The organism is Pantoea sp. C2G6 (assembly GCF_051336815.1).
In the GTDB taxonomy this organism is placed as follows: domain Bacteria; phylum Pseudomonadota; class Gammaproteobacteria; order Enterobacterales; family Enterobacteriaceae; genus Pantoea.
In genome coordinates this window covers 69,238-85,984 of record NZ_JBGMNJ010000013.1, presented here as the reverse complement: position 1 = coordinate 85,984, position 16,747 = coordinate 69,238, and the positions used below count along the sequence as shown (strand labels likewise).

Annotated in this window: 14 protein-coding genes; 5 read left to right on the top strand and 9 right to left on the bottom strand. The window is 56.5% G+C overall.

Annotated features, from left to right (window positions below; genetic code table 11):
* Window positions 1-175 precede the first annotated feature (175 nt).
* Window positions 176-1,585: an MFS transporter gene (locus tag ACCW71_RS16200; protein ID WP_436373142.1), complete on the top strand. Its 1,410-nt coding sequence runs from the start codon at window positions 176-178 to the stop codon at window positions 1,583-1,585.
* Window positions 1,586-1,631: 46 nt separating this feature from the next.
* Here the strand turns inward: ACCW71_RS16200 and ACCW71_RS16195 are convergent, their stop codons facing one another.
* Genes ACCW71_RS16195 through ACCW71_RS16185 form a run of 3 tightly spaced genes read right to left on the bottom strand, consistent with a single transcriptional unit; the run spans window position 1,632 to window position 5,475 of the window.
* Entirely contained in the window at window positions 1,632-2,942 is a 1,311-nt protein-coding gene (locus tag ACCW71_RS16195; protein WP_436373140.1) for a c-type cytochrome, read from the bottom strand.
* Window positions 2,943-2,953: 11 nt separating this feature from the next.
* Window positions 2,954-4,738: a GMC family oxidoreductase gene (locus ACCW71_RS16190; RefSeq protein ID WP_436373138.1), complete on the bottom strand. Its 1,785-nt coding sequence runs from the start codon at window positions 4,736-4,738 to the stop codon at window positions 2,954-2,956.
* Between the two features lie 2 nt (window positions 4,739-4,740).
* Window positions 4,741-5,475 (bottom strand): gluconate 2-dehydrogenase subunit 3 family protein, encoded by a 735-nt coding sequence (locus tag ACCW71_RS16185; protein WP_436373137.1) that lies wholly within the window; start codon window positions 5,473-5,475, stop codon window positions 4,741-4,743.
* A gap of 276 nt (window positions 5,476-5,751) precedes the next feature.
* Between ACCW71_RS16185 and sbmA the strand changes: the two genes are divergently transcribed.
* The 4 genes from sbmA (at window position 5,752) to ACCW71_RS16165 (ending at window position 8,766) form a co-directional block, all read left to right on the top strand.
* Window positions 5,752-6,993, top strand: coding sequence for a peptide antibiotic transporter SbmA (sbmA, locus tag ACCW71_RS16180; RefSeq protein WP_436373135.1), 1,242 nt, complete (start codon window positions 5,752-5,754; stop codon window positions 6,991-6,993).
* A 474-nt stretch (window positions 6,994-7,467) separates the two neighbouring features.
* Complete coding sequence (locus ACCW71_RS16175; RefSeq protein ID WP_436373134.1) at window positions 7,468-7,959, top strand: Hcp family type VI secretion system effector; 492 nt, start codon at window positions 7,468-7,470, stop codon at window positions 7,957-7,959.
* Window positions 7,960-8,042: 83 nt separating this feature from the next.
* On the top strand, window positions 8,043-8,369 hold the full coding sequence (locus ACCW71_RS16170; protein WP_436373207.1) for a polymorphic toxin type 44 domain-containing protein: 327 nt from the start codon (window positions 8,043-8,045) through the stop codon (window positions 8,367-8,369).
* Entirely contained in the window at window positions 8,314-8,766 is a 453-nt protein-coding gene (locus tag ACCW71_RS16165; protein WP_436373132.1) for a hypothetical protein, read from the top strand. The genes ACCW71_RS16170 and ACCW71_RS16165 overlap by 56 nt, the downstream gene beginning before the upstream one ends.
* 145 nt (window positions 8,767-8,911) lie before the next feature.
* On the opposite strand, the gene ACCW71_RS16160 is transcribed toward ACCW71_RS16165, so the two are convergent.
* The 6 genes from ACCW71_RS16160 to gltP form a co-directional block, all read right to left on the bottom strand.
* Window positions 8,912-9,964, bottom strand: coding sequence for a YncE family protein (locus tag ACCW71_RS16160; RefSeq protein ID WP_436373130.1), 1,053 nt, complete (start codon window positions 9,962-9,964; stop codon window positions 8,912-8,914).
* A gap of 202 nt (window positions 9,965-10,166) precedes the next feature.
* Window positions 10,167-10,376 carry a DUF1471 domain-containing protein gene (locus ACCW71_RS16155; RefSeq protein ID WP_086904998.1) on the bottom strand — a complete coding sequence of 70 codons (210 nt, stop codon included), beginning with the start codon at window positions 10,374-10,376 and terminating at the stop codon, window positions 10,167-10,169.
* A 324-nt stretch (window positions 10,377-10,700) separates the two neighbouring features.
* The gene (locus tag ACCW71_RS16150) at window positions 10,701-12,245 is read right to left on the bottom strand and encodes a methyl-accepting chemotaxis protein (RefSeq protein ID WP_436373128.1); all 1,545 of its coding nucleotides are present in this window, start codon (window positions 12,243-12,245) and stop codon (window positions 10,701-10,703) included.
* 223 nt (window positions 12,246-12,468) lie between these two features.
* Window positions 12,469-13,929, bottom strand: a complete 1,461-nt coding sequence (murP, locus tag ACCW71_RS16145; RefSeq protein ID WP_436373127.1) for a PTS N-acetylmuramic acid transporter subunit IIBC — start codon at window positions 13,927-13,929, stop codon at window positions 12,469-12,471.
* Window positions 13,929-14,840, bottom strand: a complete 912-nt coding sequence (gene murQ / locus ACCW71_RS16140) for an N-acetylmuramic acid 6-phosphate etherase (RefSeq protein WP_436373125.1) — start codon at window positions 14,838-14,840, stop codon at window positions 13,929-13,931. Before murQ ends, murP begins: the two co-directional genes overlap by 1 nt.
* Window positions 14,841-15,093: 253 nt before the next feature.
* Window positions 15,094-16,395 (bottom strand): glutamate/aspartate:proton symporter GltP, encoded by a 1,302-nt coding sequence (gene gltP, locus ACCW71_RS16135; protein ID WP_436373124.1) that lies wholly within the window; start codon window positions 16,393-16,395, stop codon window positions 15,094-15,096.
* Window positions 16,396-16,747: the final 352 nt, after the last annotated feature.

The following is a 16,747-nucleotide window of genomic DNA, read 5'->3' as shown; positions in this document are numbered from 1 at the left end:
CGCCACGGACGGCAAAAAGTGCAACGTGCATTGCTAAATACTCACCAACAAGCTGCTCGGCAAGCGGAGATGAATTGATTATTCTGCTATTTCTTCGCTTGCTAACGGTTAACTATTTTAATAAGCCTCTGACCGGCGGCGAGTCCCGTTCACACTGCCTGAGGTTCACCCTGACATGACTACATCCTCTCGCGGGATGCCGCCGATGCACGCTTCATCGGCAGCCCGCAACAGCTTAGCCGGGCGCATTGATGCGCTGCCCGCCTCCGCCGGACTGTGGCGTTTTATTACGCTGCTGGCGCTGGGCGGCTTTTTCGAGCTTTACGATCTGTTTGAAACCGGCTACATCAGCGCGGGCCTGCTGGCAGCGGGGGTGTTTCACACCGGCGCGGCGGGCGTACTGGGCTTCTCCGATCAGGCCGCTTTCGCCTCGGCCACCTTTCTTGGCCTGTTTTTCGGTGCCAGCCTGCTGGCTCCCTATGCTGACCGCTTTGGTCGTCGCCTCACTTTTATGTGCGCCCTGCTGTGGTACGGGCTGTTTTCGCTGCTGATGGCGTTCCAGCAGAGCGCGGAGATGATCATCCTGTTCCGCTTTCTGGTCGGTATCGGGCTGGGGGTTGAGCTGGTGACTATCGACACCTATCTGTCGGAGTGGGTGCCGAGCCGGCTGCGCAGCCGCGCCTTTGCCTTCTCCTTTTTTGTGCAGTTTCTTTCGGTGCCCGCCGTCGCGCTGATGTCGTGGTGGCTGATTCCGCAAACGCTATTCAGCCTTGAAGGCTGGCGCTGGGTGGTGATCGCCGGGGCGCTCTGTTCGCTGGTGATCTGGCTGGTGCGCAAGAACCTGCCGGAATCGGCACGCTGGCTGGCGCAGCAGGGTCGCCATCAGGAGGCGCACCAGGTGCTCTCCCTGATGGAGCAGCGCTGTGGCGCGGCGCCCGGCGCGGCTTTCCCGTCCGATGACGCGGCGGCGCAGCTGCCTGAGCGGGGACGTTTCCGGGAGATCTGGTCACCGGCTTATCGTAAGCGCACCCTGATGCTGGTGGTGATGAACTTTTTCCAGGCGATCGGCTTTTTTGGCTTTGGCAACTGGCTGCCTGCGCTGCTCTCTGGCAACGGCGCCACGGTAACTCACAGTCTGCTCTACGCCTTCTTCATCACCCTGGCCTATCCGCTCGGTTCGCTGATTTGCAGCCGCTACGCCGATAAGCTGGAGAATAAATGGCAGATCGTCCTGGCGTCGCTGATGACGGTGGTGTTCGGCACGCTGTTCGCCTTTCAGACCCAGCCGCTGCTGCTGATCCTCTGCGGCTTTCTGATCACCTGGTCCAACGCCTGGCTGACCTACAGCTTCCACGCCTATCAGACCGAAATATTCCCGACCCACATCCGGGCGCGGGCGGTTGGCTTCTGTTACTCCTTCAGCCGCCTCTCGACGGTCTTCAGCAGTATTCTGATTGGCGTGATTCTGCAATATGCCGGAACGCCGGGGGTGATTACCTTTATCGTGCTGAGCATGGTGATGGTGATGCTGTCGGTGGGGATTTACGGGCCGAAAACCCGCGGCATCGATCTGGAGAATATTTAACAGCAAAGGCCGTCACCCGCAGGATGACGGCCTGTTTTAGCGCGGATTACTTGCCTTCCAGCACCCGAATATCGGCACTGCCCAGCCGATCTTTCTCATCCTTACGCAACTCAGCGACCTGCTTCGCGCTGACCGGCGCAGACGCCTTGTTGCCCCAGCTGTTACGCACGAAGTTCACCACGTCCGCCACCTGCTGATCGCTCAGCCGCCAGCCAAACGCTGGCATGGTGATGGTCGACGGCGCACCGTTCACGCCAGGCAGTTGCCCGCCCGCCAGCACGATATGGATCAGCGAGGTCGGGTCGTCCGCCAGCACCACCGGATTGCCGCGCAGCGCCGGATAGAAGCGTTTGTAGCCACTGCCATCGGTTTTATGACAGGCCGCACAGCTGTCGACATAGGTCGCCGCCCCGCTCTGGCTGTCGTCGCCGCGCCACAGCGCTTTAGCCGTCGCATCGTCCACGCTGAACGCCGCCTGGTGCGGATCTTTCGCGCCCAGCGACTTCAGATAGCGTGCAATGGCGGTAATATCCGCCTCACTCAGATGTTGCAGGCTATGCTCCACCACGTCGGTCATGCCACCGAACGCGGCGGTCTGATCGTTGCGACCGTAACGCAGGAACTGACGCAGATCCTCTTCACTCCAGCGTCCCAGTCCATCACGGTTGTCACCGCGCAGGTTGCTGGCGGTCCAGCCATCAATCGGCGCGCTGCTGCCCGCCAGATAGTCGCTGCCCCCGTCGTTGGTCAGCGCCTTCTCCTGCATGGTGAAGCTGCGTGGCGTGTGACAGGCGCCGCAGTGGCCCAGCCCCTCAACCAGATAGCGCCCGCGCGCCAGCACCGGATCTTCCTGGGCGGCGGGCTGGAACGCTTTCACGTCGGGCGCGAAAATTCCGCGCCAGATCGCCAGCGGCCAGCGCATTGACAGCGGCCAGGGAATGTCGCTGTCGCGGTTCGCCTGCTTCACCGGCGCGACGCCATGCATGAAGTAAGCGTAAAGCGCCTTCATGTCTTCATCGCTGACCACCGCATAGGAGGGATAAGGCATCGCCGGATAGAGCGTATCGCCATTTTTCGCCACGCCGTGACGCACCGCTTTCTGGAAGTCGTCGTAGCTGTATTCACCAATACCGGTCGCCGCATCGGGCGTGATGTTGGTGGAGTAGATGGTGCCGATCGGCGTCGCCATCGGCAGGCCGCCCGCAAAGGCCGCCCCCTCTTTGCTGGTGTGGCAGGCGACACAGTCACCGGCGCGCGCCAGATATTCACCCCGTTTGACCAGATCGTCCTGACTGCCCTCCGCCAGCGCGGCGAACGACAGGGTGCTCAGAATCAGAGCCAGAATGCCATTTTTCATCGCCATGTTCCTTATGCCTGCACCAGTGGACCGGGGTTTTTCAGGTAGTGTTCACGAATCGCTTTGGCTGACCAGTAGGTCAGCGCCGCCACCATGCCGGTCGGGTTATAGCCCAGCCCCTGCGGGAAGGCGGATGCGCCAGGCACAAAGACATTCGGCACGTCCCAGCTTTGCAGATAACGGTTTACCGCGCTGGTTTTCGGATCGTCGCCCATGATCGCCCCGCCGCTGATGTGGGTGGTCTGATAGACGGTTGAATCGAAATGGGTGCCCGGCTTTTTCGCGCCGCCGATGATCATCTTCGGGTTCATCGCTTCGGCAATGTTGCGCATCTTACCCACCATAAACTGCGCCATTTTGATGTCGTTCTCCTGCCAGTCAAAGGTCATGCGCAGCAGCGGCTGCCCATAGGCATCTTTGTAGTTGGGATCGAGATCGAGATAGTTAGCGCGATAGGACTGGTGCGCGCCATGCGCATCCATCGACAGGTGGTGGGTGTAGGTGTCCGCCACCGCCGCTTTCCATTTGCTGCCCCAGTTGGGCGTACCCGCTGGCACCGGCAGGCCGGAGATCGGTTTAGTGCCCGCCTGGTTAACCCAGAACGGCGAACCGCCGACAAAGCCGTGCGGACCATGATCGAAGTTATCGGCGTTGAAATCATCCACCGCCACCCCTGCGCCACCCGCACCGATAAACGGATTGGTGGTGGTGTTTTTATCAAACAGCGCTTTCAGGGTGGAGAGGTTCTGGTAGGCGAAGTTGCGGCCCACCGTGCCTTCATTGGTAATCGGGTTATAAGGCTTACCGATGCCCGACAGCAGCATCAGGTGAACATTATGGAACTGGAAGGCGGAGAGGATCACCAGATCGGCGGGCTGAACCTGTTCACGACCCTGACCATCCACATAGGTCACGCCGGTGGCGCGCGTTTTGTCATCGCTGAGGTTAACCCGCAGCACATAAGAGTTATTGCGCAGCTCAAACTTCGGCTCCTGGCGCAGTGCTGGCAGGATATTGACGTTTGGCGAGGCCTTGGAATACATGTAGCAGGCGTAACCACTGCAATAGCCGCAGAAGTTGCACGGTCCCATCTGCGCGCCATAGGTGTTGGTGTAGGGGCCGGAGGTATTGGCGGAGGGCAGATCGTAAGGGTGATAGCCCACCGATTCCGCCGCCTGCGCAAACAGCTGCGCCGAGTAGGTGCGCTTCTGCGCGGGCAGCGGAAAGTTATCTGAGCGGTCGGGCGCGAAGGGGTTACCGCCCTTCTCTTTGCCCACCACTTTGCCTTTGATACTCCAGGCGCTGCCGGAGGTGCCAAAGACTTTTTCCGCCTTGTCGAAGAACGGCTCCAGCTCATCGTAGCTGACGCCAAAATCCTGAATGGTCATGCCTTCCGGGATAAAGTTTTTGCCGTAGCGCTCCTCGTAGTGGCTGCGCATCCGCAGCTCAATCGGATCGACACGGAAATGGACGCCCGACCAGTGCAGGCCCGCGCCGCCGGTGCCGGTACCGGGCAAAAACGCCGCCAGCTGACGATAAGGCACCGCGGTCTGCGAGGCGTCATGACGAATGGTCACGGTGCTTTTCGAGAGATCCTGGAACAGCTTTTTGCGGACGTTATAGGTCAGTTCATCAATCGACTGCGGATAAGATCCATCGGGATAGGTGTCGCGATGCGGCCCGCGCTCCAGCGCCAGTACGTTAAGGCCCGCTTCGGTCAGCTCTTTCGCCATGATCGCGCCTGCCCAGCCGAAGCCGACAATCACCGCATCCACTTTTTTCATTTCGTTTGCCATGCTCAGCTTCTCTCCCCGCGAATTGACACTGACGGGAACGGATACCGTTCGCCGCGCTCTACCCAGTCCATAAAGTCGGCGCGTGCGCCAGGGAAGTTGATCAGCTTCCAGCCGACCATGCCCTGATTTCCGCCGTGGATCGGATCGCTGAAGAAACCTTCACGGGTGTTCTGCAACAGGAAGCTGAAGAAGACTTTTGCCGGCAGCTGGCTGAACTCCGCGCTGCCGCTCTCCATCGCCTGTAACAGAGCGTCCTGCTGTTCGCCGCTGAGCTGCGCGAACACCTTGCCGTACTGCTGTTTGCTGTAGTGGTCGGCGTCGGCCAGGCCAAGACGGTAGATCTGCTGCGGCACCAGCGGCAGCTGATAGCCCAGCTCTTTTGGCAGGTCAGGATTGAACGGCCCCTGCATATACCAGTTTGAACCGGTGGCATAAGGGGTGTTCATCTGGCGATCGATAAACTCAGGTACGCCAGCTTCCAGTGCGCCAGGCCCGCGTTCATCGCTGGGGATCAGCCGCGCCACGGCGGCGGTGATAAAAGCAAACTCTTCTGCGGTAAACCAGGCTGGCTGGTAATCGCGCGCCTGCTGCGGTGCCGCCGGGGTTTCAGCCGCCTGCGCGGCCAGCGGAAGGGAGAGTGCGCCCATCGCCGAGGAACCTACCGCCACTGCGGGCGCCAGGGTGATTGTCTTCAGCAAAAAATCCCTGCGTGAATGACCCTTTTTTTGTTCTGACATGACATTGCCTCATTCCCGCCATGATGAGCGGTATGAAAAAAATTGGTGGTTGCGTTGTAATGGTTTTTATCAGCAGATACCGGCGAACAGCCTGTTTGTTACCGGTAACAAACCGCTGCATTGTAACACTGCCATCTACAAATATTTAGTTCCACGAAACAAAATCGCACAATTTCATTAACATCACGGCTTCTCCTGTCATGAGCAGAAACAACAGACTACAGACAGCAGGCGGGCAAAGCGTTATAACAGGCAACACACAACAGTGGAGCGCCTATGTTTAAGTCTTTTTTTCCGCGGCCAGCGCTGTTTTTCAGCTCTGCGGCTGTCTGGAGTTTATTAGCGATTTTTGCCTGGTTCGGTTTTGCCGCGCATCTGCCCGGTATCTGGCCCGGCCTTGATGCCGCGATGAAACAGCCCTTACCGACCACGTCGATGCGTTTTATCGCCCCGAGTCAGCTCTGGTTCTATCTCTATTACTGGATAATGGTAGCCATTTTTGCTGTGGCCTGGCGGCTGATAGATGCGCACCCGTGGCAACGCTGGTCGGTCTGGGGTTCCGCGCTGATCATCTTTGTCACCTGGTTTGGCGTGCAGGTCGGGGTCGCCATTAATGCCTGGTATGGTCCGTTTTACGACCTGATCCAGAAAGCGCTGACTAAAGCGGGATCGGTGCAGATTGCCGAATTTTACCTGGAGATCCGCGCCTTTCTCGGCATCGCGCTGATCGCGGTCGTGATAGGTGTCCTCAACTCATTCTTTATCAGCCACTGGGTTTTCCGCTGGCGCACCGCCATGAATAACTACTATATGCACAACTGGCAGCGTTTGCGTCATGTGGAAGGTGCCGCGCAGCGTGTGCAGGAAGACACCATGCGCTTCGCGACCACGCTGGAGAACTGGGGCGTCAGTTTTATTCAGGCGATTATGACGCTGGTGGCCTTTTTGCCGGTGCTGGTGGCGCTCTCCCGCCATGTGAAAGATATTCCGTTCCTTGGCAATATCCCTTACGCGCTGGTGATTGCCGCAGTGCTGTGGTCAGTGTTCGGCACCGGGCTGCTGGCGCTGGTGGGGATTAAGCTGCCGGGGCTGGAGTTCCGTAATCAGCGGGTTGAAGCGGCCTACCGTAAGGAGCTGGTCTATGGTGAAGACAATGGCGATCGCGCTGGCCCGCAGACGGTGCAGGAGCTGTTCAGCCGGGTACGGTTCAACTATTTCCGCCTCTACTTTCACTATCTCTATTTCAATATCACCCGCATCCTCTATTTGCAGGTCGATAATGTGTTTGGCCTGTTTCTGCTCTTCCCGTCGATTGTGGCGGGCACCATCACGCTGGGCCTGCTGAACCAGATCACCAACGTGTTTGACCAGGTGCGCGGCTCGTTTCAGTATCTGATTACCTCCTGGTCGACGCTGATTGAACTGATGTCGATCTATAAACGTCTGCGCAGCTTTGAACAGATTCTGGATGATGTGCCGCACGATGAGATGATGCGCGAAGCGTCGGAAGAGGTGTAGCGGTTGGCGGTCGCGGGGAGGCCGGTTGCGCCCCGCTTTTTTACTGCCGGAGATGACCAGAGAGTCATGCTCTGTTGTGAGCGCTATTGGGATAAAACTAGTGCGATGCGATATTGCAGGAAATTGCATTTTCAGTCAGTTTACAAGCTGCACGGTAGTATTTATCACCTTTTCTGACCTCAAAATCACCCTTTAGCGATTAACATTCGGAGTCAGCCGGTTAATGCTGGCTGGCTCTTTATTCTTATAGTCCAGGATCCTGTTATCGGAGCCCGCCGTTCCCTCGGATACCTTAATCTGACAACCCAGCCAGCTGTAAACTTATCGAATAATTGCCGTCGGTTTCGAACAAATCAGCCATGAAAGCGGCATTGTTTCAGCACTTCTGTTTTTTTAAATTGTCTATTTACTGAGCACTGATTATTACATACACTTTTCGTAGGGATTTAATAACTACATAAGGATGATGTAAAAATGGCTATTCCCGCTTATCTATGGCTTAAGGATGATGGTGGAGCACACATTAAAGGTTCGGTTGATATTCAGGATCGTGAGGGCAGCATTGAGATTAACGGTTTCTCTCATCATCTAAGCATTCCCACAGATGGAATGACGGGCAAAATTACTGGAACACGCAGACATTCTTCTCTCATTATTCAAAAAGAGTTTGATAGCTCTAGTCCCTACCTCTACAAAGCTGTTGCTACCGGACAAACGCTCGAGTCAGCAGAGTTTAAATGGTATCGCATCAATGACGCTGGATTGGAAATGGAATACTTCAACATGCTGCTTGAAGGCGTGACGATTGTCGGTATTTCTCCGGTGATGCACGACACCAAAGATCCGACGAAAGAAAAACATAATCACCTTGAGTGCGTTGAGTTCCGCTATGAAAAAATCACCTGGAAACACTGCGATGGAAACATCATATTTACGGATAGCTGGAACGAGAGAGTTCAGGCGTGAGATACCCAACTTCAGCGGTATCGCCCCATCCGCAATATGATCCTTCCTCTTTTGCGCCTCCGGGGGTCAGCATCGTTAATAATATGATGATGGCCCGATTTCATCGGGGGCCGTCAGCGCTTACCTATGCGTGGTTCTTTCAGCAGGTAAGAAGCCATGGCCCCTGGGATTACAAACAGCGCGGACGCCAGTTCGCAAACTTTGGAAACTTCAATTACGGTGCTGCTGGACATGCCGCCGGAATTTCCGATGTGGTGTTACTCAGAGCCGCAGGATGGGCACAAAACAGGGCAGGAACGACTCACCCCGCCTGGGATGATTGGTATGGTTCCGCGCCTTACGGTGATGATCCTGATGACCAGTACTGGATTAGAGCGGGCATTGATTATGCAAAACGCGCGGGTTTTTAAAAAGCGATACCTGCTGTTAATTCTGCTGGCTGTTTTCGCTTTTGGCGCTTACAGCGTCTTTCATTCGTTATCTCCTGAGCAAGTATTAATCAGGAAATTGAAAGTAAACAGCCTGGTTAACCTTTACATCACAGAAGCAAATGCAGGTGCGACGACAGACTTCTCGTATCGTTTCTATTTATATGATGCATCTAAAGATGACAAAACCTTTATGGCAGGATTGAGCGGTAATGAACCTTTCATGATTACCGCAGATAAAGACGCATTTATTAAGGTCAGTAAGGACGCAATTTTTTTATCCGTAAAAGGAAAAATAGACAATTTTCATAGCCCTGCGTTCTATAGAGCAGGAGGAGCGATATATTCCGTTCCCGTCTACCTGACTACATCACCTTGAGGATAAATCGGCAACCAGGCGTTTCCGCTTAACAATACGTAAATGCGGGCTTTTTATGCCAAAAAGCCACTCGCATGAGTGGCTTCCGGGATCACAACAGCCAGCGTGACAGGACGACCCTGCGCCTGGTTAAAGCCGCCACGCCTTACAATGCAATCCGCATCACGCTGTCGGGCTCTTTTGGTGGCGCTTTACGGGAGCCCGGTTGCTTGACGCTGACAAACAGCGCTTTGCCGTCGGCTGAGAGGGCCAGACTGTTAGGCAGACCCGGCGTTTTCACCACCCGCTTCACCTTATAGCTGCTGGCGTCGATGATGCTCACCGCCCCCGCTTTGCGATGAGTAACATAGAGCTCATCGCGATCGCCATTGAACAGCACCGCCAGCGATTCCGGCACCGCAATCCGCTGGATCACCTGCTGGTTACGCAGATCGACCACCAGCAGCTGCGCCTGCTTCGAGTCGCTGAGGAAGGCGCGCTGCCCGCGCGGATCCAGCGCGATGTTCAGGAAGAAATGCGCGTTATCGCCATCGATCTTCTGCTTCTTCTCAATGGCGTTAGTGCGCGCATTAATGGTAATCAGTTCGCCGTCGCTGTTAGTGACGTAAACCTTTTGCGCTGCCGAATCCACTGCCAGACCGGTTCCCATTTTACCGGTGTTCGGTATGGTACTGAGCAGCGTCAGGCTCCCGCCATCCACCACCCAGACCACGCTCTGTGGACCCAGCCCGGTGATATAAACCCGATTAGTTTTAACATCAACCGCCAGCTGGCGCGGCTGCAACGGCCTTACATTCTCGCTTCGCTGGCGTCCGTCCAGCACCAGCGTATTCAGCACTTTACCGCTGCGGGCATCGATAGCCGTCACCGAACCGTTCAGGGTATTACCGATATAGAGCACGCCGGTTTGCGGATTGATCGCCGCGCCAAACGACTTCAGCGCAGTGGCAATCGACTGCTGCACCGCCAGCGTCGTGGGATCGAGACGGAAAACCGTGCCGCCATCGCTGCTGCTGTTCTGTGCTGTCGCCACAAACAGCGCCTTATCCTGCGGGCTGACAGCCAGTTCATAGACTCCCTTACCCAGCGGCTGATTCACATCTTCAGCCTGCACTGCCAGCCCGCCAGAGGCGGAGAACAGCGTCATCGCCAGTAACAGGGGACGCAGAGTCCCGTGCCTGTTGGTCATCGCTTTCATAACTTATCCTTAGTTAACCCACTGTAAACGCAGTGAAAAGAAAGCCCGACATTGCAACCAGAAAGGTCTGACCCAGAGGCAGACGCAGAATTGTTTTTGAGAATAATAATTATTTCGGTGGAAAAGGGACAGGATTTTTATCGCAGAAACGCCGCCAGGACGCCCGGGGGCGTCCTGTCAGCACAAGAGGGTAATCTTTGGCTTATTTCAGCAGTTCAGCTGTCATGTGAACGCCGTTGTTGGTGTAGGCTTCAGTGATTTTATATGAAGTACCAGCTTCCTGCGCCTGCGCAGCAATTTTCGCTTCAGCACCATCCAGCGTAGAGTCGATCGCAGTCACAGATTGCGCGAAGCTGGCGAATGGCAGAACAGAAAGGGCGATAACAGCAGCAAAAGTTTTGATAGATTTCATGGTCAATTCCTCGGTTAATTTTTATCAGGTAAGGCGTGTTTCCTTGTTGAGATAAATAATAGGCCGAATGTTGATCAGTAAAAAGCGGAGAGTTTTGCTTAACTCGTTCAGTAAAACTGATGATGAAAGGCACGTTTCGTATAGTTATTACCCAAAAGGTTAATACCCCGGCTTAATTAAAAAAGGCAGCATATATCGCTGCCCTGATGTTTTAATCTGCCGCTCCTATGCCGCGTGCGGCTGACCAGAGGGGATACGCCAGCGCCTGGCTCCGGGTAAAAACAGGTCAGGCACGCGGCGCGCCTGACCTGTTAAGCGGGTCGGTTAACGGAATACGCTGATCGCTTCCACCAGCCGGTTCGCCTGGTGGGTCATGCGACCGGAAGCCTCTGCGCTTTCCGTCACGCGGGCGGCGTTCTGATGGGTAATATCATCCAGATCTTCCACCGCGGAGCTGACTTCGCTGAGCGCGGTCGCCTGCTCAGCGGTGGCGGCGCTGATCTGGGCGATCAGGGCGGTGACGTTCTGCACCTGCGAAACAATATCCTGCATCGTCCGGCCCGCCGCGCTGGCATGCTCATTGCCCGACTTCACCCGGCTGGCGCTGGTCTCTACCAGCATTTTGATCTCGCTGGCGGCTTTGGCACTGCGTTGCGCCAGGTTGCGTACTTCCCCCGCCACCACCGCAAACCCTTTGCCCTGCTCGCCTGCCCGCGCCGCTTCCACGGCGGCATTCAGCGCCAGAATGTTGGTCTGGAAGGCGATGCCGTCAATCACGCTGGTAATGTTGGCGATACGTGTTGAGCTGTCGGCAATTTCGCTCATCATGCCCATCATTTCGGTCATCACCTCACCGCCTTTACTTGCGGCGCTGCTGGTATTGGCCGACAGGGTATTCACCTCCTGCGCGGTTTCGGTATTGCTCTTCACCGTGGCGGTCATTTCGTTCATGGTCGCGGCGGTCTGCTGCACGTTAGCTGCCGCCTGTTCGGTGCGACGACTCAGTTCATTGTTGCTGCGGGCAATGGCGTCGCTGGCGCTGAGAACATTTATCGCCTGGCCGCTGACATCATCCACCAGCCAGCGAAACATCAAGCCGAGCTGACCGATAGCGCGCAGCGTCACGCCAACCTCATCAACGCGATCCATCTGCTCCACCTGGTGGCTGGCACCGGTCGCCACGCTCAGCGCCTGCCTGCACATCCGCTCAATCGGACGTGAAATCTGCTGCTCCAGCCAGAGACTTGCCAGCGCCAGCAGCGCCGCCATGCCAGCGGTAAAACCTGTCAGCGCAGCCGGTGTCACGCCCAGCGCCCAGAGACCGGCCACCGAGAGCGGCAGCAAAGCCAGCAGGGTGCTGCGGATGCGCCAGCGCAGCGGCAGGGTTTTCAGAATCGAGGCGGGACGCCGCCAGCCGCTGCCCAGCAGCAGACCTTTATGAAAACGCCGCCCTCTGGCTCGGCCCGCCCGAAAATCCTGATAGAGCGCTTCGGCCTGACGCACTTCCTCAGCGCCAGGTTTGGTGCGCACCGACATATAGCCCTGCACTTTGCCATCGCGCACTACCGGGATAGCGTTGGCGCGGACCCAGTAGTGATCGCCATTTTTACGCCGGTTTTTCACCAGCGCGGTCCAGGGTTCCCCCTGTTTCAGCGTCGCCCACATGTCGGCAAACGCTTCTGGCGGCATATCGGGATGACGCACCATGTTATGCGGCTGACCATTGATCTCTTCGGCGCTAAACCCACTCGCTTCGATAAAGGCATCGTTTGCGTAGGTGATGTGGCTGTTAAGATCGGTGGTCGACATCAGAGTCGCATGATCGTCGAACACATATTCACGCTGGGAAACAGGCTGGTTGTTACGCATCAAAAGTCCTTAAAGACCCGGCGTTCCGCACGCGACAGGAGGCGTGAAAACAGAGGGGCAGAGAAATAACGATTACCTTTTTTTATGTTTTCGGCATGCCATAGCACACTCTTTAACGTTTGCACTAAATTTAAGACGTGAAAAAAGCCGCTTTGCAGCGGCTCTCACATTTCGGCTCTTTTATCCATCCGTTAGCCAGGCTGGATAATGGCTTAACCGCCGTTCAGCTGAGATCCACATTGCGGGTGCCGAACCACCAGGTCAGCAGGAATCCGCCCGTCCAGGCCACTATCAGCCCGGCCAGATAGACCGCCATACCGGCGAAGATCCCCTGGCTGGAGGTCATCAGCGGTAATGTCACCAGACCGGAGGGGCCGAACACGGTGTTCATGCCGACCGGCAGCCCCAGCCACGCCACCAGCCCGATAAAGAAACCGCCCAGCGCCCCGCCGCCACAGGCGGTGATAAAAGGTTTGAGGCGCGGCAGCGTAACGCCATAGATCAGCGGCTCACCCACTCCCAGCAGACCCGGCACAATCGCGCCTTTGATCTGCGCCCGCAGCAGCGCCCCCTTTTCAGCTTTGCACCAGAGCGCCAGCGACGCGCCCACCTGGCCCGCGCCCGCCATCGCCAGAATCGGGAACAGCGAGTTGAAGCCCTGCGTTTCCATCAGGGCAAAATAGACCGGGATAAAGCCCTGATGGATGCCGAACATCACCGCGATCAGGAACAGTCCGGCCAGCAGCGCACAGCCAAAGGGATTGTTATTGAGATGAATAAACAGCCACGACATCCCTTTAAACAGTTCGCCTCCCAGCGGCATGATCAGCAGATAGGTAATAGCACCGGTGATCAGCAGGGTAAACAGCGACGTGAGGATCATATCCAGGTTGTCGGGAATGATTTTACGCAGCTGTTTTTCGATCCACGCCCCGATTATCGCCGCAATCAGTACCCCAATAATGTTGCCGCGCGGATCGATCGTCAGACCAAAGAAGCTCTCCATGCCACTGTAGTAGCCGGTGGTCGCTGTAGGCACATAACCGAGCACAAACAGCGAGGCGATAATCGCGCCGTTGACGCCGCTGCCGCCAAAGGCTTTCTGCGCGTTGTAGCCGATCAGGATGCTGAGAAAGGTGAACAGCCCTTTGCCAAACACTTTCATGTAGGCGACGCTGTGCAGCAACCACGGAGCGTGCTCGCCTGGCGCATTAAGATGCAGACTCTGTTCAAGCAGCGTGGCGAATCCCAGCAGCAACCCCGCTCCGATAAAGCCTGGGATAAGCGGCGTGAAGATGGTGGCAAAGCGCGACAGGAACTGATGCACGCCGCTGGTCTGCTTCGCCTTTAACTGCTGTTTCTGCTGCGCCGCCAGCTGGCTCAGTGGCGGCGTGTCACGCTGCGCCGGTTTGCTTTGCGCGCTTTCCTCCTCTGCCAGCAGACGCTGCATCCCTTCGGCGGCGGTTTGCGCCTTGCCTGGGCCCAGCACAATCTGTAACTGCGCCTCGCTGTCGATCACCCCTAACACGCCCGGCAGGCTTTTCAGCCGCGCCAGGTCAGCCTGGCCAGTCTGGCTGAGCGTCAGGCGGAGCCGTGTCATACAGTGGCCGCAGGCCGCGATGTTTTGCGCGCCACCGACCGCCTGTAGAATGTCGCGTAACAGTGCATCGGTGATTTTAGCCATTAGCGTGCTCCCGCGGCCTGTAGCGCCTGACGGATAAAGCCCCGATGCTGGCTGAGCAGCGCCTTCGCCTCATCCGCCTCCAGCCCGGCCAGCACCATCAGGATGGCGGTTTTGCAGTGGCCACCACAGGCGGTCAGCGCGGTGCTGGCGGTAGTCTCATCACAGTCGGTGGCCTGCATCACGATGTTGATCTGCCGCTGCACCAGTTTCTGGTTAGTCGCTTCCACATCGACCATCAGATTGCCGTAGACCTTGCCGCTGCGGATCATCGCGCCGGTGGTCAGCATGTTGAGCACCAGTTTCTGCGCCGTGCCCGCTTTCATGCGCGAGGAGCCGGTGACCACTTCCGGCCCGACAACCGGCGTCAGGGCAATGGCGGCCACCTGTGACATCGGGCTGCCTGGATTGCAGGTGAGCGCAACCGTGGTCGCGCCGAGTTCGCTGGCGTAGGCGAGCGCGCCCAGCACGTAGGGGGTGCGACCGCTGGCGGCGATGCCGACCAGTATGTCGTGATGGCTGAAGTGGATATTTTTGAGATCCTGTGCGCCCTGTTCCCGGTTATCCTCGGCGTTTTCTACCGCCTGTAAGATCGCCTTATGTCCTCCGGCAATCAGCCCCACCACCAGGTCACGCGGGGTGCCAAAGGTGGGTGGACACTCGCTGGCGTCCAGAATGCCGAGCCGCCCGGAGGTGCCTGCACCACAGTAGATCAGTCGTCCGCCCGCCTGAAACGCGGCGCAGATGGCGTCAACGGCGGTGGCGATCTGCGGCACTATTGCCTCTACCGCCAGCGCCACTTTTTTATCTTCATCATTAATGACCCGCAGCATCGCTTCGGTGGAGAGTTCATCAATGTTCTGGCTGGCCGGGTTGCGGCCTTCGGTGATCATCTGGCTGAGATCGAGTTTCATAGCTGGCTCCGCTTAGGAATAAATTATTCAAATAATGATTTATCATAACGAATGATTAATTCATTGGGTGAGATCTTTTTGCGATGGATGTGGGCGGTGGGTCAAAAAATAAGGAATTTATCCTGTGGGTATCGTGCAGGTCAGCTGGCGTGGCGGGAAAACCCTATGTGGGCTGGCAAAGGATCTTTCTGGCTGCTCTGGAAACAAAAAAGGCTCAACTTTCGTTGAGCCTTTTTAGCGGTTAAAGCAGTAATCAGTTTGCGGTCTGCATTTTCAGCTGCAACTCATACTGTTTCGCCTGCTCAGCGTCGAACTGGTTTTCCCAGCGGGCAATCACCAGCACCGCCAGCGCGTTACCGATCACATTCAGCGCGGTACGCGCCATATCCATGATGCGGTCAACCCCGGCGATAAACGCCAGACCTTCCAGCGGGATCCCGACGCTGCCGAGCGTCGCCAGCAGCACCACAAAGGAGACGCCAGGCACGCCAGCAATACCTTTTGAGGTCACCATCAGCGTCAGCACCAGGATAATCTCGTCGGTCAGCGACAGGTCGATGCCATAGAGCTGCGCGATAAAGATCGCCGCGATACTCTGATAGAGCGTGGAGCCATCCAGGTTAAACGAGTAACCGGTCGGCACTACGAAGCTGGTGATCGCTTTCGGCGCGCCGTAGGCTTCCATCTTCTCCATAATGCGCGGTAACACCGTTTCCGAGCTGGAGGTGGAGTAAGAGAGGATCAGCTCATCTTTCAGAATGCGCATCAGGGTGGTGATGCGCAGCTTACAGAAGCGCGCCACTCCGCCCAGCACCACAAAGGCGAAGAACAGAATCGCCACGTAGACCAGCAGCACCAGCTTAGCCAGCGGCCACAGCGAGGCAAAACCGAAGTTGGCGATGGTCACCGCAATCAGAGCAAACACCCCGACCGGCGCATAGCGCATGATCATGTGCGTCACTTTAAACATGGTTTCAGAGACGCCGCGGAACAGGTTCACCAGCGGGTCGCGCTGCTCTGACGGCAGTGACGACAGGCCTAAACCAAACAGCACCGAGAAAAAGATAATCGGCAGCATGTCACCCTTCGCCATTGAGGCGAAGATGTTCTGTGGGATCAGCGACAGGATGGTGGCAACCAGGCTGTGTGGACCGCCCTGCACCGCGGCGGTGGTCGCTTCATATTTAGAGATGTCCACCGTTGCCAGCGTTGACATATCAATGCCGGTGCCGGGTTGAAATACGTTAGCCAGGGTAATCCCGACCACAATGGCAAGGGTGGTGATCACTTCAAAGTAGAGAATCGTTTTGACGCCGATGCGTCCCAGTTTTTTCGCATCACCGACGCCGGCAATACCGACAATCAGGGATGAGATCACAATCGGAACCACAATCATCTTGATCAGATGGATAAAAATATCACCCGCCGGACTCAGAATATTGGTGACTAACCATTCACGATTGTCTGGCTGATTATGCAACACAGCGCCCACAACGACGCCAAGCACCAGCGCTATCAGAATCTGCCAGGCCAGGCTGATTTTAAAACCTTTCATAACGTGTCATTTCCTCAGTCAAAACCCGTTTTTCTCTACTGCGAAGGTGCAGAAGACAATACACACAGGGAAGTGAGCAAAAAGCCCGGTAAATTAGAGGGTGTCTTGAAACAGCGCCTCGCACGAGAATCTGATGATTCCCATACCCATTTTCAGACGCGGTCTGAGTTGATACCTGTGGAACAGGGGCGAGATAAGTACCATTTTCACTGTGGTAAATGCAACCCCTGGCGGATTCGATTAAAAGTTCGCCACCTCTGTAGCATAAAGTGCTGCTGACAGGGAAAATCCCTAACCTGCTGTTATGAAAAGTATTCCTTTGATGAATTTACGCATAGCTATGCAGAACTGC

What these genes read in the sequence shown, in the direction of transcription:
- ACCW71_RS16150 (WP_436373128.1), bottom strand. Translation starts at nt 12,245, where the DNA reads ATGCGTAACAACCAGCCTGTTTCCCAGCGTGAATATGTGTTCGACGAT.
- murP (WP_436373127.1), bottom strand. Translation starts at nt 13,929, where the DNA reads ATGGCTAAAATCACCGATGCACTGTTACGCGACATTCTACAGGCGGTC.
- ACCW71_RS16200 (WP_436373142.1), top strand. Translation starts at nt 176, where the DNA reads ATGACTACATCCTCTCGCGGGATGCCGCCGATGCACGCTTCATCGGCA.
- ACCW71_RS16175 (WP_436373134.1), top strand. Translation starts at nt 7,468, where the DNA reads ATGGCTATTCCCGCTTATCTATGGCTTAAGGATGATGGTGGAGCACAC.
- sbmA (WP_436373135.1), top strand. Translation starts at nt 5,752, where the DNA reads ATGTTTAAGTCTTTTTTTCCGCGGCCAGCGCTGTTTTTCAGCTCTGCG.
- ACCW71_RS16190 (WP_436373138.1), bottom strand. Translation starts at nt 4,738, where the DNA reads ATGGCAAACGAAATGAAAAAAGTGGATGCGGTGATTGTCGGCTTCGGC.
- ACCW71_RS16185 (WP_436373137.1), bottom strand. Translation starts at nt 5,475, where the DNA reads ATGTCAGAACAAAAAAAGGGTCATTCACGCAGGGATTTTTTGCTGAAG.
- ACCW71_RS16170 (WP_436373207.1), top strand. Translation starts at nt 8,043, where the DNA reads ATGATGATGGCCCGATTTCATCGGGGGCCGTCAGCGCTTACCTATGCG.
- ACCW71_RS16195 (WP_436373140.1), bottom strand. Translation starts at nt 2,942, where the DNA reads ATGAAAAATGGCATTCTGGCTCTGATTCTGAGCACCCTGTCGTTCGCC.
- gltP (WP_436373124.1), bottom strand. Translation starts at nt 16,395, where the DNA reads ATGAAAGGTTTTAAAATCAGCCTGGCCTGGCAGATTCTGATAGCGCTG.
- ACCW71_RS16160 (WP_436373130.1), bottom strand. Translation starts at nt 9,964, where the DNA reads ATGAAAGCGATGACCAACAGGCACGGGACTCTGCGTCCCCTGTTACTG.
- murQ (WP_436373125.1), bottom strand. Translation starts at nt 14,840, where the DNA reads ATGAAACTCGATCTCAGCCAGATGATCACCGAAGGCCGCAACCCGGCC.
- ACCW71_RS16165 (WP_436373132.1), top strand. Translation starts at nt 8,314, where the DNA reads ATGACCAGTACTGGATTAGAGCGGGCATTGATTATGCAAAACGCGCGG.
- ACCW71_RS16155 (WP_086904998.1), bottom strand. Translation starts at nt 10,376, where the DNA reads ATGAAATCTATCAAAACTTTTGCTGCTGTTATCGCCCTTTCTGTTCTG.